The organism is Colwellia sp. Bg11-28 (genome assembly GCF_002836245.1).
Lineage (GTDB): Bacteria > Pseudomonadota > Gammaproteobacteria > Enterobacterales > Alteromonadaceae > Colwellia > Colwellia psychrerythraea_A.
This window is the reverse complement of record NZ_PJBA01000018.1, coordinates 1,074,924-1,091,805: the sequence shown is the minus strand read 5'-3', so window position 1 is coordinate 1,091,805 and position 16,882 is coordinate 1,074,924. Positions and strand designations below refer to the sequence as shown.

Annotated in this window: 14 protein-coding genes and 5 tRNA genes; 16 read left to right on the top strand and 3 right to left on the bottom strand. The window is 38.9% G+C overall.

Annotation, left to right across the window (positions count from 1 at the left end; translation table 11 throughout):
- Positions 1-239 precede the first annotated feature (239 nt).
- The 10 genes from CXF79_RS21905 (at position 240) to nusG (ending at position 5,371) form a co-directional block, all read left to right on the top strand.
- Positions 240-884, top strand: a complete 645-nt coding sequence (locus CXF79_RS21905) for a dUTP diphosphatase (RefSeq protein ID WP_011045505.1) — start codon at positions 240-242, stop codon at positions 882-884.
- Between the two features lie 192 nt (positions 885-1,076).
- Positions 1,077-1,760, top strand: coding sequence for a DUF2726 domain-containing protein (locus CXF79_RS21900; RefSeq protein WP_011045504.1), 684 nt, complete (start codon positions 1,077-1,079; stop codon positions 1,758-1,760).
- A gap of 275 nt (positions 1,761-2,035) precedes the next feature.
- A tRNA-Thr gene (locus CXF79_RS21895) sits at positions 2,036-2,111 on the top strand.
- A 60-nt stretch (positions 2,112-2,171) separates the two neighbouring features.
- Positions 2,172-2,256 (top strand) — tRNA-Tyr (locus tag CXF79_RS21890).
- Between the two features lie 61 nt (positions 2,257-2,317).
- A tRNA-Gly gene (locus CXF79_RS21885) sits at positions 2,318-2,391 on the top strand.
- Positions 2,392-2,407: 16 nt separating this feature from the next.
- Positions 2,408-2,483 (top strand) — tRNA-Thr (locus tag CXF79_RS21880).
- A gap of 82 nt (positions 2,484-2,565) precedes the next feature.
- Complete coding sequence (gene tuf / locus CXF79_RS21875; protein ID WP_011045489.1) at positions 2,566-3,750, top strand: elongation factor Tu; 1,185 nt, start codon at positions 2,566-2,568, stop codon at positions 3,748-3,750.
- A 465-nt stretch (positions 3,751-4,215) separates the two neighbouring features.
- Positions 4,216-4,292: transfer RNA gene (locus CXF79_RS21870), tRNA-Trp, on the top strand.
- Between the two features lie 93 nt (positions 4,293-4,385).
- Positions 4,386-4,766 carry a preprotein translocase subunit SecE gene (gene secE / locus CXF79_RS21865; RefSeq protein WP_011045503.1) on the top strand — a complete coding sequence of 127 codons (381 nt, stop codon included), beginning with the start codon at positions 4,386-4,388 and terminating at the stop codon, positions 4,764-4,766.
- A 17-nt stretch (positions 4,767-4,783) separates the two neighbouring features.
- Positions 4,784-5,371, top strand: a complete 588-nt coding sequence (gene nusG, locus CXF79_RS21860) for a transcription termination/antitermination protein NusG (protein ID WP_011045502.1) — start codon at positions 4,784-4,786, stop codon at positions 5,369-5,371.
- A 313-nt stretch (positions 5,372-5,684) separates the two neighbouring features.
- On the opposite strand, the gene CXF79_RS21855 is transcribed toward nusG, so the two are convergent.
- The 3 genes from CXF79_RS21855 to CXF79_RS21850 form a co-directional block, all read right to left on the bottom strand.
- Positions 5,685-7,505 carry a glycoside hydrolase family 9 protein gene (locus CXF79_RS21855; RefSeq protein ID WP_101157884.1) on the bottom strand — a complete coding sequence of 607 codons (1,821 nt, stop codon included), beginning with the start codon at positions 7,503-7,505 and terminating at the stop codon, positions 5,685-5,687.
- Positions 7,506-7,602: 97 nt separating this feature from the next.
- Complete coding sequence (locus CXF79_RS23880; protein WP_269801496.1) at positions 7,603-7,854, bottom strand: ion transporter; 252 nt, start codon at positions 7,852-7,854, stop codon at positions 7,603-7,605.
- Between the two features lie 20 nt (positions 7,855-7,874).
- A complete protein-coding gene (locus CXF79_RS21850; RefSeq protein ID WP_269801495.1) occupies positions 7,875-8,417 on the bottom strand; it encodes an ion transporter in 543 nt (180 codons plus the stop codon).
- Positions 8,418-8,680: 263 nt separating this feature from the next.
- On the opposite strand from CXF79_RS21850, the gene CXF79_RS21845 reads away from it, so the two are divergent.
- The 6 genes from CXF79_RS21845 (at position 8,681) to rpoB (ending at position 16,800) form a co-directional block, all read left to right on the top strand.
- A complete protein-coding gene (locus CXF79_RS21845; RefSeq protein WP_101157882.1) occupies positions 8,681-9,784 on the top strand; it encodes an OmpA family protein in 1,104 nt (367 codons plus the stop codon).
- A gap of 271 nt (positions 9,785-10,055) precedes the next feature.
- Positions 10,056-10,484 (top strand): 50S ribosomal protein L11, encoded by a 429-nt coding sequence (gene rplK, locus CXF79_RS21840; RefSeq protein WP_011045498.1) that lies wholly within the window; start codon positions 10,056-10,058, stop codon positions 10,482-10,484.
- A gap of 3 nt (positions 10,485-10,487) precedes the next feature.
- Entirely contained in the window at positions 10,488-11,186 is a 699-nt protein-coding gene (gene rplA / locus CXF79_RS21835) for a 50S ribosomal protein L1 (protein WP_011045497.1), read from the top strand.
- A 364-nt stretch (positions 11,187-11,550) separates the two neighbouring features.
- Positions 11,551-12,045 (top strand): 50S ribosomal protein L10, encoded by a 495-nt coding sequence (gene rplJ / locus CXF79_RS21830; protein ID WP_011045496.1) that lies wholly within the window; start codon positions 11,551-11,553, stop codon positions 12,043-12,045.
- Positions 12,046-12,166: 121 nt separating this feature from the next.
- On the top strand, positions 12,167-12,526 hold the full coding sequence (gene rplL, locus CXF79_RS21825) for a 50S ribosomal protein L7/L12 (protein ID WP_011045495.1): 360 nt from the start codon (positions 12,167-12,169) through the stop codon (positions 12,524-12,526).
- Between the two features lie 245 nt (positions 12,527-12,771).
- The gene (rpoB, locus tag CXF79_RS21820) at positions 12,772-16,800 is read left to right on the top strand and encodes a DNA-directed RNA polymerase subunit beta (protein WP_101157880.1); all 4,029 of its coding nucleotides are present in this window, start codon (positions 12,772-12,774) and stop codon (positions 16,798-16,800) included.
- The last annotated feature ends 82 nt before the right edge of the window (positions 16,801-16,882 follow it).

Below are 16,882 nucleotides of genomic sequence, written 5' to 3'. Positions count from 1 at the left end.
AGAACTTTCCTTGAGCTAACTCGTTTACTTGGTGATATGGTAACAATAAGCAGAGGGAGAAGAGTTTTACCTACCTAATATAGTCATAAAGCTACTCTTAAAGCAAAAGAAACAGCTAATACCTTTCGAGCTGATGTAGCGCTAACTTGGTCAATAAGTTAATCCGTTTAGTATAATACTTGTCACAAGCTATCAGCTACGGCAAAATAACAGTACTAACATTATTATTTGAGAAATACATGAGCGAAAAACTATCAACTGCACTCTCTATAGCCGAGAAACAAATTAGCCAAATGCTGGTCATGCAAGATGCGATGAACAGTCGTGTTAGTGACACTTGGCGTGAAAATGGCTATGAATGGTATCGTGCAATTTGGGTAGAATGTGCTGAGATGTTAGACCATCATGGTTGGAAATGGTGGAAACACCAAGAAATTGACATCGCTCAAGTGCAATTAGAACTCGTTGATATTTTTCACTTTGGTTTGAGTTTACGTTTAATGTCTGGTGATAGTGCCGAATTAATTGCCAGTGAACTTTCAAAAGAATTACACCAAGGTACGGCAGAAAGTGACTTTAAAATAGCGCTAGAAAACTTAGCATCGGCTGCTGTTACAAGTAGAGCTTTTGATGCCAAAGCTTTAGCTGACTGCATGTCGTTAATGAATATGGATCTAGATGAATTATTCAGACAATATGTAGGTAAAAATACACTAAACTTTTTCCGCCAAGACCACGGTTATAAAGAGGGTAGTTATATTAAAGAGTGGCACGGTGAAGAAGATAATGAAGTATTAGCAAAGCTAGTTACTACTTTAGATACTGGTGCAGAAGATTTTCAGCAGCAATTATACCAAGCGTTAGAAGAAAAATACCCTGCCTAAATTAATACTACTATATAGGTGCAGTATTTGACGCTGCATCTATTTCTTAAATAAGTATTATTCAAAATCATATCTTAATAAACCTTTCTAAACATCAATCTTCGGCACAAATTTTGCTTAATCAAGGTTAAGTAGTACGTTTATTCTCTAATAGAGAGAAAGCGTCAAGAATTTGAATCGCTGGAGAAATGTATGGAACTGATATTATTTACCTTGATTACCTTAGTGGTAATTGTTGCCGTGTTAGCAAGTCGTTTAAATGACAATAGCTTTCCTTTTCCTTTTGATAGTAAAAAAGCAATTTTTACACCCGCAGAAAAAAACTTCCAAAATCTTGTTGAACAAGCATTAGGTGCGAAATACCGTGTGCTGAATCGCGTCAGGCTCAGTGATGTGGTAACGATACGCAATGGAGTCTCAAGTCGAGCCAGTCAAACGGCAGCAAAAAGTGCTGAAACCAAATACTTAGATTTTGTTATTTGTGATCGTAGCACTATGAAACTACTTGGCGCGATTGATTTAGTCGATACGCAGGGCCGAGGTTATAAAATTAAAAAAGACTGGTTTGTGAGTGGTAGTTTAGAAGCCGCTTCAATTCCACACCTTCGTATTAAAGTAAAAGCCAATTACACATTAGAAGAAATTAGATCTTGTATCCATACTCGCCTCCTGGGTAAATCGGCGGCTAACTTTGCACCTGAACCGAAAATAAAGGGTCGTATCATCCCGGCTCCTATGGTGAGAGCACGAAATAAATCAGTTGGCGCTTTAACAGCGGCAGCGGCTAGAGCACAAGTTGATCAACAAACGCCAATAATGCCACAAATGTCAGCAGGACAATTAGGTGGAATGCCAGCTTCCTCCTTATCACACTAAGCATTGCATTTAATTAAGGGATAACACGGCTATATATAGTAAGAAATATAGCCAAAAATATGTCCTAACAAAGAAAAATAAAGAGATCCGACATTTAACAGTGTCGGATTTTTTACTTTAACCACCAGTAACAAGCCGTTGAGCAGTAAAAACGACCTTCCTTTGAATGAAAAACCATCAAACAAACAATAAAGATGAAAAAAGTGCAAAATATTTGAATTTAGCTATTGCAAGGCGTAAAACATTACACTAGAATTCGCACCACTTAATGTAGTGCCGACTTAGCTCAGTTGGTAGAGCAACTGACTTGTAATCAGTAGGTCGCCAGTTCGATTCCGGCAGTCGGCACCATTAATACTTATTAAAGCAATGCTTTTATAGGGTACCTTGGAAAAGGTATAGGCTTAAAGTGGAGGGGTTCCCGAGTGGCCAAAGGGATCAGACTGTAAATCTGACGGCTCAGCCTTCGGTGGTTCGAATCCACCTCCCTCCACCATCTTTCGAGTTATACTTTGTTGAAAAGTATAGTTCAAAAAAAAAGATATCTGATAGAAAACGCGGGCGTCGTATAGTGGTAATACCTTAGCCTTCCAAGCTAAAGCTGCGAGTTCGATTCTCGCCGCCCGCTCCAATCTTTGTATATGAATGCTGATATGGCTCAGTTGGTAGAGCGCACCCTTGGTAAGGGTGAGGTCGGCAGTTCGAATCTGCCTATCAGCACCATTCCTAGATTAATCTATCCTTATCTCAAATTAAATATCAAACTTAAACAGTAAATAATTACTATACCCAGAGGTATCTTACAATGGCTAAAGAAAAATTTGAACGTAATAAACCACATGTAAATGTTGGTACTATTGGACACGTTGATCACGGTAAAACTACTTTAACAGCCGCTATCTCTGCGGTATTAACTAAAGTTCACGGTGGTGAAGTTAAAGATTTCGCACAAATCGATAACGCTCCTGAAGAACGTGAACGTGGTATTACAATTAATACTTCTCACATCGAATACGATACTGAAGCACGTCACTATGCACACGTAGATTGTCCTGGTCACGCCGATTATATCAAAAATATGATCACTGGTGCTGCACAAATGGATGGCGCTATCTTAGTAGTTGCTGCTACAGATGGTCCTATGCCACAAACACGTGAGCACATCTTATTGTCTCGCCAAGTTGGTGTTCCTTTCATCATCGTTTTCATGAACAAATGTGACGTTGTAGATGATGAAGAATTATTAGAATTAGTAGAAATGGAAGTTCGTGAACTTCTTTCTGAATATGATTTCCCAGGTGATGACTTACCGGTAATTCAAGGTTCTGCTTTAGGCGCTCTTCAAGGCGATGAAGCATGGGAAGCGAAAATCATTGAGCTTGCTGATGCACTTGATACTTACATTCCAGAGCCAGAGCGTGCAATCGACGGAGCATTCATCATGCCTATCGAAGATGTATTCTCAATCTCAGGTCGTGGTACAGTTGTAACAGGTCGTGTTGAACGTGGTATCATCAAAATTGGTGAAGAAGTAGAAGTTGTTGGTATCCGTGATACACAAAAATCAACTTGTACAGGTGTTGAAATGTTCCGTAAGCTTCTTGACGAAGGTCGTGCTGGCGAGAACTGTGGTGTTCTTCTACGTGGTCTTAAGCGTGAAGATGTTGAACGTGGTCAAGTACTTTGTGCTCCAGGTTCAATCTTACCTCACACTAAATTCGAATCAGAAGTTTATGTTCTTTCTAAAGATGAAGGTGGTCGTCATACTCCATTCTTTAAAGGATACCGTCCACAGTTTTACTTCCGTACAACAGATATCACAGGTGCTGTAGAGCTTCCTGAAGGTGTTGAAATGGTAATGCCTGGTGACAACCTTAAGTTTGTTGTTGAGCTAATCAACCCAGTAGCGATGGACGAAGGTTTACGCTTCGCAATCCGTGAAGGTGGTCGTACTGTTGGTGCTGGTGTTGTTTCTAAGATTATGGCTTAATTTGTCTTTAACATCGATTTAACGTGGTTGTTGGTACTCATTGACTAGCGTCAACTCCGTGCCAACGTCTTGTTAAATCATCTGTTAAAACACAAATTCATATTAGAAATAGTACTGAATAAAGAAGGTCGCTAACGCGGCCTTTTTTGTGCGCATAATTTAACGCTGGAAAGAAATTTCCAACAGTATAGAGTCGCATTTTAAATGAGTGACCGGGTTTCAATAATACGAAATAGTATTTCTTAAGAAGGCTAGTTGAGCATCTATTGCGTTTTAAATAATCATGTTCTGATTATTTAAAGATGCTATTGCAGAGAAACGGCTTATCTTAGCCAATACATCAAATACTTCTTGAGTAAAACACTGGGCTGAGTATAATAGCGCCTCACTTCTCGAGTATCTCTTATTTCCCAAAAAACTAAGATTCACCTGATAAGTGTAACTATTGCTTTATAAGCAATCTGTAGGGGTGTAGTTCCAATTGGTAGAACAGCGGTCTCCAAAACCGATGGTTGGGAGTTCGAGTCTCTCCACCCCTGCCATTTTTGAGTAAACATAGATGATTTCATTTATGTTTAAGCGACTTGTGTTTGCAAGTCGTGTTATTAGAAAGTAGATAAATACGGAATAGAATTATGAATGCAAGTACAGAAGAGCAACCAAGCAGTTCTTTCGATGCAGTAAAGTGGGGAGTTATTTTCTTACTTTTAGCGGGTGCTGTTGCGGGTAATTACGTTTACGGTGAAGAGTCAGTATTAATTAGAGCAGTGGCTGTTGTGGCAATGGTTGGTATTGCTGGTTTAATTGCATTACAAACTGAAAAAGGTCGTAATGCTGCTATATTTGCAAAAGAAGCTCGTACTGAAGTACGTAAAGTTGTTTGGCCAACACGCCAAGAAGCCGTACAGACGACAGGTATTGTATTAGTAGTGACTTTATTGATGTCATTACTACTTTGGGGATTAGACTCCGTTCTATTCTGGTTAGTTGGTTTAGTTACAGGTATGCAGGTTTAGTTATGTCTGAAGAAAATATGTCAGAAGAAAATATCTCTCCTGAAGGCGAAGAAAAGAAAGTTAATCAAAATCCGAAATTGCGTTGGTACGTAGTACAAGCATTTTCTGGTTATGAAGGTCGCGTTCAAAAAACATTGCTTGAGCACATTGAAATCCACGGTTTACAAGAGAAATTCGGTGAGATTTTAGTTCCTACTGAAGAAGTAGTAGAAATGCGCGCAGGTCAAAAGCGTAAAAGCTCACGTAAGTTTTTTCCTGGATACGTTTTAGTACAAATGGAAATGGATGTTGATGCTTGGCATTTAGTGAAAAGTGTTCCACGTGTTCTTGGCTTTATTGGTGGTACAAGTGATCGTCCTGCACCGATTACCAAGAAAGAAGCGGATCGTATTTTACAACGTCTTGAAGAAACAGATAAGCCGAAGCCTAAGACATTGTTTGAACCAGGTGAAGTTATCCGTGTTATTGACGGACCATTCGCTGACTTTAATGGTGTAGTTGAAGAACTTGATTACGAGAAAAACCGTATCAAAGTATCTGTACTTATCTTTGGTCGTTCAACGCCAGTTGATTTAGAATTTGGTCAAGTTGAGAAGGGTAGCTAAGTAGCCACTTTTTCTGAATATAAAAAACACTTGATATAAAAACGCTTGCTTTGTGCAAGCGTTTTTTTTTGTGATTAATTAATCCGTTTAGTAGCACTAAATTTTCAGTATTACAGAGTCGTTATTACAGGTTAATCATTACCTGATTAATATTCGTCTGTGTAAGTTCAAGAGTAGAGTAAACGTTAGATAAAGCTATTTAGCTATCAGCTGCTTTGATGAAAAGATTCTAATGTAGAAGTCTGTGTTTGAAGAAATTAAGAATAGGTGTTGTCAAAGGACTAAGTTTAATAGCTCAGTCCATTGATGTGAATTACTCAGTCATTGCCGTCATAGCTAACAAATACCAGGTTGAATTTTGTAACCATTGTTCTACCCAGCGTCTATTATTTTCATCAGGTCCTTCAGCCCAAGTAATGCCACGGCCATTTAGGTATGATGTTGCGCCAGTGATACCATTTGAAATACCACCATTTAACATAGTACCCGCACTTTTAGCATGCGGTGGGTTATTAACGCCAAAACCGTATAACATACTTACTTGGTAAGGATTTTTACCCATGATCCAATCTATTTGGCTTTGTGCAAAATAAGCGAGTTCATCATTGATACCAAAAGCACCACTTTTATCACTGTGAGTGATTTTACCACCCCATATTGCTGCAGCGGTTAATGAGGCCAAGCGTGAACTTTCACCTTGCCAAGCATGGCTAGCTTCACTTGCATGCGGTATAAAGAAGCCTTCTTGTTGTTTAGTGTGCTGGCCATCTTTGTAGCTTTTAAATGTTTGGCGTGCCAAATTAAATGGATTAGCAACCTGAGAATTTAAGGCGAGTTGATAATCAAGCGATAGTTTAATAGTCCGTTTAGTTTTAGTTTTAATTTGTCGATTACGCTCTATTGCTAAATAATCAACTAAGGCAATAACAGGTAATCCTGCTTCAGCCCCATGATAAAAGGGTCTATTATCATCATCGCTGACAAACCAACCTTGTGACGTCATTCTATTATTTAAGTTATGAGCACGGTGACGCGCGGTTTTTAAGTATTTCGATTTTTTAGTTATGCGATAAAGTTCGGTGGCCGCGATGAGGGCAGTGTAATCATCGATAATATTTTCTTTACCATTATCAACATAACGTAGGTTGTTCTTTTGTAAATGAGTAAAAGCACGTTCCGCATCGATTAAATACTGCTTTGCAGAAAATTCACCTTGAACACCTGTTTTATTACTCAGTTCATGTGCTCTTACTAACGCAGCAATAGCTATGCCTCCGCCTTCACGAAAAGCGGCTTGGAAGTTAGTGTTATAATCACCTTCAGCTCCTTGATAACCTGTGATTAAACGTTCTTCTGCCAAGCCTCGTTGGTCATAAATATTGGTATAAAAATAGCCTTCACTGTCTAATATTCTATGTAGATAATCTGCGCCCCAAATAACTTCCTCAGCAAGCTCCAATGTTAAGGCCTTGCGGTCATACAATCGATTTAAGCTATCATAAGATTTTGCCATGGCCCAGGTAGCTATTGCGCCTTGTTGAGGAATTAAAAAGTTAGACTCAGTATGCTGACTTAAATGTTTGCCCTGATCCCCTCCTGCATCTACCCAACCACCTGAAACATTAACGTAACGTTCAGTACCAATCATGCGAATAGATTCATCTCTCGGATTAGTATGACGACTTGCTTTAAAGTAATTGATTAGTGATTTGGCGGTAAGTGCAAAGTAAGCATTATGTTTAATCGCGAACGTTGATGAAGCTAGTTGCTGCTTGGGTGTATTTACTACAATATGAAATTCACCTCGGCGTTTTACTTGCGAGAAATCAGCGAGGTAATAGTGAGCACCTTGGCCCCATTCAGAGAAGCTTGGTTGAGAAGTAAGCTTACCTTGATAAATCATGTTTGAATCTTGATAAACGATAAAACGACTTGCTGTTTCACCTATGGGTAAAGCAACTACTGCTTGTTTGGGCGCTTGCACGTCAAAAGCCAGCTGGTTAATATAAATATTAGCCTTGGTTAGGGGAGGTGGGTTGCTTGGTTGTGGTGTGCTGCTACAAGCGGAGACAATAATCACCATAGCAAGTAGCAGTAGTTTACATAAACGAGAATAAAGGGAAACCGTTGTCATTTTTTTACCGTAAGGTTATATTTTTTATAAAGTTAACCTTAACTTATTGGTATTAATTTGATAATACTTTAATCACATAAGATAATATTTAATTCCACTATCTATCAGGCTTAGATTTACTCTGTAGTAATTGATTTAGCTTATCAATTTTTTGTTCAAGTATTAACATATCTTCTTTAGTCGCTATGACTTGTTTAGGTTTACCTTCTTCTTCATGCATGACTTGCATCGCATCAACGATAATACCAATAAATAAGTTAAGGACCGCGAAGCTGGTAATAATGATAAAGGGTACAAAGAATACCCAAGAGAGGGGAAATAACTCCATGGTTGGACGAACTATCCCCATAGACCAACTCTCTAATGTCATTACCTGAAATAAGGTGTAAGCAGAAGCCCAATGTTGCCAAACCATTCCTGCATGTTTGCATCACTATGAGTGCCAAATATCTTAGTGGTTAGTACAGCGGACACATAAAATATAATGCTCAAGACACCAACTACTGAAGCCATACCTGGTAATGAATGCCCTAGGGCGCCTATCACACGACGCATTTGCGGAACGACAGAAAGTAACCGTAAAACTCTCAATATTCTAAAGGCGCGTAAAACCGATAATGCACCGCTTGTAGGTGCCCAGGAAATGGCAACGATTATAAAATCAAACCAGTTCCATCCTGAACGAAAAAATTGATTTCGATAAACAATGAATTTTAATAAAAGCTCAATTGTGAACAGTACTAGGATGGTCGTATCTATGGTGTGTAAAAGCTCAGCATTAGCTTTACCAAACTGGCTTGTTTCAAGGCCCAGACTAATTGCATTAAAGAGGATAAGGAAAATAAGAAAACTTTGGAATTTTTTACTTTCAACAAACCTTTGTAGTTTGCTGTTGTGTGCAGATATAGACATATGAGACCTAGTAATAATGTGACTGACATTTTTATGAAAACATTATAACTAAAATTAAAATGTTAAATGTAAGAGACTTTAGCCCAAACAAGGAGGTAAAGGCCTATGTAGCCCGAAATACAGCTTATCAATGTCTTTTTAATAACAATTTGAAAGATATTTTTACAAATTGATAACTAATTGCTGCAACATAAAGAAGAAACGATTAAAATATGCGCCGTAAAAAACCAATCATTGGACTACATTCATAGGGATAATATGTAATGCGCTACTTACCAGTTTCAAAAATAAGCCAGTTTATCGGTTTATCAATTTTTTCTTTATCGTTATCAGCTGCTGAGCAGCCAAGTGCTGAGAGTTTAGTTGGCAAGGTGTATCTTGGTGGCCATACTTTGTATTTAAAAACAGATGAGGATCGTCTTTTTAATAGCAATGCCAACTCATCAATTGATCATGCTTCAGGTGTAGGTGCGGAGGCGGGTTACCGTATCTCAGAGTTATTTGAAACTAGACTTTCTTATACTCATTTTAATCCGGTTGCTGAAAATCATAACGTTGATTTATCATCAGGCAAAAGTATTGCGTTAGATCTATTATATTTCCCATTTAAAGACAGTTTTTATGTTGTGGGTGGCGCAGATGTTTTAGATGTTGAGGAATCAAATCTTTCTGCAGCATTAGGTGCTGGCTACCGTCATTATTTAAGTAAGAATATGGCACTTTATTTTGAAGGAAAAGGCCATTATCAATTTGAAGATAATTACACTGACCTATCTGCTAAGTTAGGCTTTATCTATTTCTTTGGTACACAAAAAGCTGAAATAAAGCGTAGTGAGCCAGTAAAAACTAAAGCTGCCGTTGTTGCCCCTATCGCTGCTGTTGCTCCTATCGCTGAATTAGATAGTGATAATGATGGTGTATTAGATAGCAAAGATAATTGCGCTAATACTCCTGCAACGGACAAAGTAAATGAAGTAGGCTGTACTGTTTTTACTGAAGCGCAAGATACCGTTGAGTTACTTATTAACTTTGATAGCAATAAAGCCGTAGTTAAAGAAAAATATAAACCAATTATGGTTAAAGTCGCTAAATTTATGGAAGCTTATCCAGATCTTAGTTTAACAATTAAAGGGCATAGTTCAGCAAAGGGAAGTGCTGCATATAACCAGACTTTATCTGCTAAGCGTGCTCAGGCTGTTGTTGATGTTTTAATTAATGACTTTGGTGTTGATGCAAGTCGTTTAAATTCGATAGGTTATGGTGAAAGCGAATTACTAAATACAGATAATACAGCTGCAGCTCACGAACAAAACCGTCGTATAGAAGCTACCATTTCTACTACTAATAAAGTAGCGGAAAAACGCTGATTTTACAGGGGAAACAGTGTTTTGATGTAAATACAGAACACCACTATTTTCTAGGTAACAATAAAAGCGCTTGAAATGATATGGCTGGTTAATATATAATCCGCTGCCGCTTATTTTTAGCGCGCACTAAATGCGCTTTATTCTGTTGTGAAAACAATTGTTTTTAAAGCGAATTTTGTAAACAGGGAAGCGAAAACTTTATGTCGAGTTGGTGAATTCCACCTTAATGTTAAGTGATTGCGTTAACTACCCAAACAAAAGGTATTTTAAAATGGCTAAGAAAGTCCAAGCTTTAATCAAGCTACAAGTAGCTGCTGGTGCAGCTAACCCGTCACCACCAGTTGGTCCTGCATTAGGTCAACATGGTGTTAACATCATGGAATTCTGTAAAGCGTTCAACGCGAAAACAGATTCTTTAGAAAAAGGCGCTCCGGTTCCAGTAGTAATTACTGTATATAGTGACCGTTCGTTTACTTTCGAAACAAAAACTCCACCTGCTTCTTTCTTATTGAAAAAAGCAGCTGGCATAAAAAGCGGCTCTGGTCGTCCTAACACTGATAAAGTTGGAACTGTTACTACAGCTCAACTTGAAGAAATCGTTAAGACAAAAGAACCTGATTTAACTGCTGGTTCACTTGAAGCTGCAGTGCGTACCATTGCGGGTTCTGCTCGTTCAATGGGTTTAGTGGTAGAGGACTAATCAATGGCTAAATTATCAAAACGCGCTCGTCTTATCCGTGAAAAAGTAGACGTAACAAAAGAATATGATATCAATGAAGCAGTTTCTTTATTAAAAGAATTTGCTACAGCTAACTTCCGTGAAAGCGTTGATGTTGCTGTAAATCTTGGTATTGACGCTCGTAAATCAGATCAAAACGTTCGTGGCGCTACAGTATTACCAAATGGTACTGGTCGTGAAGTACGTGTTGCTGTATTTACACAAGGCGAAAACGCAGAGAAAGCTAAAGCAGCTGGTGCTGACATCGTTGGTATGGAAGATTTAGCCGCGCAAGTAAAAGCCGGTGAAATGAACTTCGACGTTGTTATTGCTTCTCCAGATGCAATGCGTGTTGTTGGTCAACTAGGTCAAATCTTAGGCCCTCGTGGTTTAATGCCTAACCCTAAAGTTGGTACAGTAACTCCTGACGTAGCTGGCGCTGTTAAAAACGCTAAGTCTGGTCAGATCCGTTACCGCAACGACAAGAACGGTATCATCCATACTACTATTGGTAAGGCTGATTTCGAACCTGCACAATTGCAAGAAAACTTAGAGTCTTTGCTAGAAGCGCTTAAAAAAGCAAAACCTGCAAATGCTAAAGGTCAATACTTGAAGAAAGTTTCTCTTTCTACAACTATGGGTGCCGGCGTTGTCGTCAACCAAGCAACACTAACTCAAGCTTAATATTACCTGTAATTTATTACGTGTAAATATTATTGAGTAAAGTTTGTGTATTGAATCTTTACAAGGGCGAAATTATAATCTATAATTTCGCCCCTTAAATTTTGGTAGGAGTTGTGAACTTTTTTGGCCAGTTTTTCGAGTAAAATCGAATGAAGCTGAATAAATACACAACCCCCGTCCAAGACCGTAGGTGTAGTTATTTCTTCTGATTTAATTACTTAATTTATCCTACGTAGATGGTGATTACCCAGATATTTCCTAGATTTTTCTGGTCCTCGCCGTTATGGCTTAGCTAGTAAGTGATTATTAGCTAAGGATTGTAAATACCGGTACTTTTACCGGTCTGAACCAGGAGTTAAAGCCAATGGCTATCAATCTTGATGACAAAAAAGCAATTGTTGCTGAAGTTCAAGAAGCTGCTAATGGCGCTCACTCAGTTGTAATCGCGGATGCCCGTGGTGTTGCAGTTGAAGCAATTACTGTATTGCGTAAGCAAGCACGTGAAAATGGTGTATGGATGAAAGTTGTCCGTAACACATTAGCACGTCGTGCAGTAGAAGGTACTGAATTTGAATGTGTTTCTGACGTATTCAAAGGTCCTTCATTAATTGCTTTTTCAAGTGATCACCCAGGTGCTGCTGCACGTTTATTCACAGATTTCGCTAAAGCTAACGAAAACTTTGAATTAAAAGCAGCTGCATTTGAAGGCAACGCAGTAGACGTAAATATGTTAGCTAAGCTACCTACTTACGACGAAGCGATTTCACGTTTGATGAGCGTTATGAAAGAAGCATCTGCAGGCAAATTAGCCCGCACGTTTGCTGCTATACGCGATCAGAAAGAACAGGAAGCTGCATAGGTTATATAAGCTTATTGCTTATAACCAAGCTTTTTGTATTTGTAGTTATTTCAAACAGTGCTTTATTACTTAATAAGAAAAGTAAAAATGGCCTGTTTATTAAAAATTAGGAAATTATAGTATGTCTATTTCTAAAGACGATATCTTAAACGCAGTTGCTGAAATGTCAGTAATGGACGTTGTTGCTTTAATCGAAGCAATGGAAGAAAAATTTGGTGTTTCTGCTTCTGCTGCTGTTGCAGCTGCTGGACCTGCTGAAGCTGCTGACGAACAAACTGAGTTTAACGTTGTTATGACTAGCTTCGGTGAGAAGAAAGTTGCAGTAATCAAAGCAGTTCGTGGCGCTACAGGTTTAGGCCTTAAAGAAGCTAAAGACTTAGTTGAATCTCTTGGCGTTGTTAAAGAAGGCGTAGAGAAAGCTGAAGCTGAAGAACTTAAGAAAACTCTTGAAGAAGCTGGTGCTTCTGTTGAGATCAAATAATCTGTTTTTAAACAGATTGTTTGCCTGAAAAGGCATGGCTGGTGATTTAAACGTCACCGGCCTTTTTGCGCTTTTGTTGTTAGAGAATAAATATTCTTTATTTGTTAACAATTTACTATTAAGCGTTTAGGTGATTATTTTAAATCATCTAGTAATATTTAGACGTAAATATTACAGCATAACCTGTCTGACTGAGCGTTGCTCAGTGGGCAGATTTGGCCATAACCAGCAAGCTGAGGAACCCCATGGCTTACTCATACTTTGAGAAAAAGCGAATTAGAAAGGACTTTGGTAAAAGTGCACAAGTAATGGAATATCCATTCTTGTTGTCCATTCAACTCGATTCTTTCCGCAAGTTTATTGATATTGACGCAACAGGTGAAACCGGTCTAGAGGCTGCTTTTCGTTCTATTTTCCCAATTAAAGCTTATTCAGGTAGCTCAGAATTACAATATGTAAGCTATCGTTTAGGTGAACCATTATTTGACGTTAAAGAATGTCAAATTCGTGGTGTGACTTATTCTGCACCATTACGCGTAAAATTACGCTTAGTGGTTTACGATAAAGAAGCCGCAGCAGGTACTGTTAAAGATATCAAAGAGCAAGAAGTGTACATGGGCGAAATCCCGTTGATGACAGATAACGGTACTTTCGTAATCAATGGTACTGAGCGTGTTATCGTTTCACAATTACACCGTTCTCCTGGTGTATTCTTTGATCACGATAAAGGTAAAACTCACTCCTCAGGTAAAGTATTATATAACGCTCGCGTTATTCCTTACCGTGGTTCATGGTTAGACTTTGAATTCGATCCAAAAGATAACTTATTTGTACGTATAGATAGACGTCGTAAATTACCAGCGTCAATCATCTTACGTGCATTAGAATATTCGACTGAAGAAATTTTAGCGATGTTCTATGACACAACTGATTACACCATCAAAGGTGATAAGTTGATCATGGATCTTATCCCTGAACGTCTTCGTGGCGAGACTGCTATTTTTGATATCTCTATCAAAAAAGGTGAAGTGTTAGTTGAGTCTGGTCGTCGCATTACAGCACGCCATATTCGCGCTTTATCAAAAGCAAAATTGGAAAAACTAGAAGTACCAGCAGATTATATCGTTGGTCGTGTTTTATCAAAAGCTTACATCGACAAATCTACAGGTGAAGTAATTGCTGAAGCAAATGCAATTATCACTTTAGAATTATTAGCCGAGCTTAGCCAAGCGGGCCATAAAGTATTATCTACTTTATACATGAACGAATTTGATGTTGGTTCATACATGTCAGATACACTTCGTGTTGATAGTTCAACTAACAAGCTTGAAGCTTTAGTTGAAGTATACCGCATGATGCGTCCAGGCGAGCCACCAACGAAAGACGCTGCTGAAGGGTTGTTCTCTAACTTATTCTTCGCATCAGAACGCTATGACTTATCAACGGTAGGTCGTATGAAGTTCAACCGTCGTGTTGGCAATGCAGATGATGTTGGTACTGGTATCTTGTCAAAAGAAGACATTATTTCAGTAATGAAAACCTTAATCGGCATTCGTGACGGTAAAGGTGAAGTTGATGATATCGATCACTTAGGTAACCGTCGTATTCGTTCTGTTGGCGAAATGGCTGAAAACCAATTCCGTGTTGGTCTTGTTCGTGTTGAACGTGCAGTACGTGAGCGCTTAAGTCTTGGTGACTTAGATGCAATCATGCCGCAAGATTTAATCAACGCTAAACCAATTTCTGCGGCAGTGAAAGAGTTCTTTGGCTCATCACAATTGTCACAGTTTATGGATCAGAACAACCCGTTATCAGAAGTAACGCATAAGCGTCGTATTTCTGCCTTAGGGCCGGGTGGTTTAACCCGTGAACGTGCTGGTTTTGAAGTACGAGATGTACATCCAACGCATTACGGTCGTGTTTGTCCAATCGAAACGCCAGAGGGTCCAAACATTGGTTTGATCAACTCGCTTTCTTGTTACGCACGAACTAATGATTTTGGTTTCTTAGAAACACCATACCGCAAAGTTATTGACGGTTTAGTGACTGATGAAATTGATTATTTATCAGCGATTGAAGAGGGTAACTTTGTTATCGCTCAGGCGAACGCTGAACGTAATGATAGCAACAAGTTAGTACAAGACTTAGTTAACTGTCGTCATAGAAATGAATTTATCTTAAAAGCTTCTGCTGAAGTTCAATATATGGACGTTTCTCCACAACAAATTATTTCTGTTGCGGCGTCACTTATCCCATTCCTTGAACACGATGATGCAAACAGAGCCTTGATGGGCTCGAACATGCAACGTCAAGCTGTACCTACTTTACGAGTTGATAAACCGCTTGTTGGTACTGGTATGGAAAAAGTAGTAGCTGTTGATTCAGGTGTAACTGCAGTTGCCAAACGTGGCGGCGTAGTTAGCTATGTTGATGCATCGCGCATTGTTGTAAAAGTTAATGAAAATGAAATGCATGCTGGTGAAGCCGGTATTGATATTTATAACTTAACTAAATACACGCGTTCTAACCAAAATACTTGTATCAACCAACGTCCAGTGTGTCGTATGGGTGAGCCAGTTGTACGTGGTGATGTATTAGCGGATGGTCCTTCAACTGATATGGGTGAATTGGCTTTAGGTCAAAACATGCGTATCGCCTTTATGCCGTGGAATGGTTACAACTTTGAAGATTCAATGTTGTTATCTGAACGTGTTGCAATAGAGGATAGATTTACTACTATTCACATTCAAGAGTTAACGTGTATTGCACGTGATACTAAATTGGGTAGTGAAGAAATTACGGCAGATATTCCAAACGTAGGCGAATCAGCATTATCTAAATTAGATGAAGCGGGTGTTGTTTATATTGGTGCTGAAGTAAATGGTGGTGACATCTTAGTAGGTAAAGTAACACCAAAAGGTGAAACACAACTTACGCCAGAAGAAAAACTACTACGAGCAATTTTCGGTGAGAAAGCTGCTGACGTTAAAGATAGTTCATTACGTGTACCTAACTCTGTTAAAGGTACTATCATCGATGTTCAAATATTCACTCGAGACGGCGTTGAAAAAGATGCTCGCGCAGTTGAAATTGAACAAATGCAACTTAAAGAAGTTAAGAAAGATCTTGGCGATGAATTAAGCATTTTAGAAGATGGTATTTACGCACGTACTAAGAAGTTATTGTTATCTGCTGGTTTAAATGAGTCTGACTTAACGTCAATGTCTCGTGACAAGTGGTTAACACAAAACTTAGCTGATGAAGGTCAACAAGCTGAACTTGAGCAAATTGCTGAGCAATTTGATAATATCAAAGAAGATTTTGATAAGAAGTTTGAAGTTAAGCGTCGTAAGATCACTCAAGGTGATGACTTACAACCTGGCGTTTTAAAAATCGTTAAGGTTTACTTAGCTGTTAAACGTCATATTCAGCCTGGTGATAAAATGGCTGGTCGTCATGGTAACAAGGGTGTTATTTCAAACGTAGTACCTGTTGAAGATATGCCATACGATCAATTCGGTGTACCAGTTGATATCGTATTGAACCCGTTAGGTGTTCCATCACGTATGAACATTGGTCAGATCTTAGAAACTCACTTAGGTATGGCGTGTCGCGGTATCGGTGAAAAGATTAACCGTATGTTAGAAGCACAACAAGAAATTCACAAACTACGTAACTTCATTCAAGAAGTCTACAATGTAGGTGAGTCTCGTCAAGTAGTTGATGTTGCAAGCTTCTCTGATGACGAAGTTTTGCGCTTAGCAGGTAACTTACGTGCTGGTCTACCAATTGCTACACCAGCATTTGATGGCGCTGCAGAGAAAGAAATTAAAGAGTTATTCGTGCTTGCTGATATGCCACAAAGTGGTCAGTTCGTATTAACTGATGGCCGTACCGGTCGTGAGTTTGAACGTCCTGTTACTGTTGGTTATATGTATATGTTGAAACTAAACCATTTAGTTGATGACAAAATGCATGCTCGTTCAACTGGTTCTTACTCACTCGTAACTCAGCAACCACTTGGTGGTAAAGCTCAGTTCGGTGGTCAGCGTTTCGGTGAGATGGAAGTGTGGGCACTTGAAGCATATGGTGCTGCTTATACCTTGCAAGAAATGCTTACGGTTAAGTCTGATGATGTTAACGGTCGTACTAAGATGTATAAAAACTTAGTAGATGGTGATCATCGCATGGAACCAGGTATTCCTGAGTCATTCAACGTATTGTTGAAAGAAATCCGCTCGTTAGGTATTAACATCGAGTTGGACAAAGACTAGGTTTCAAACCATAAGTCAACTGAGCTTATCCTGATGGGTAAGCCGGTAAGCGAAGAAGGCAAATTATTTTGCCTTCTTCTCA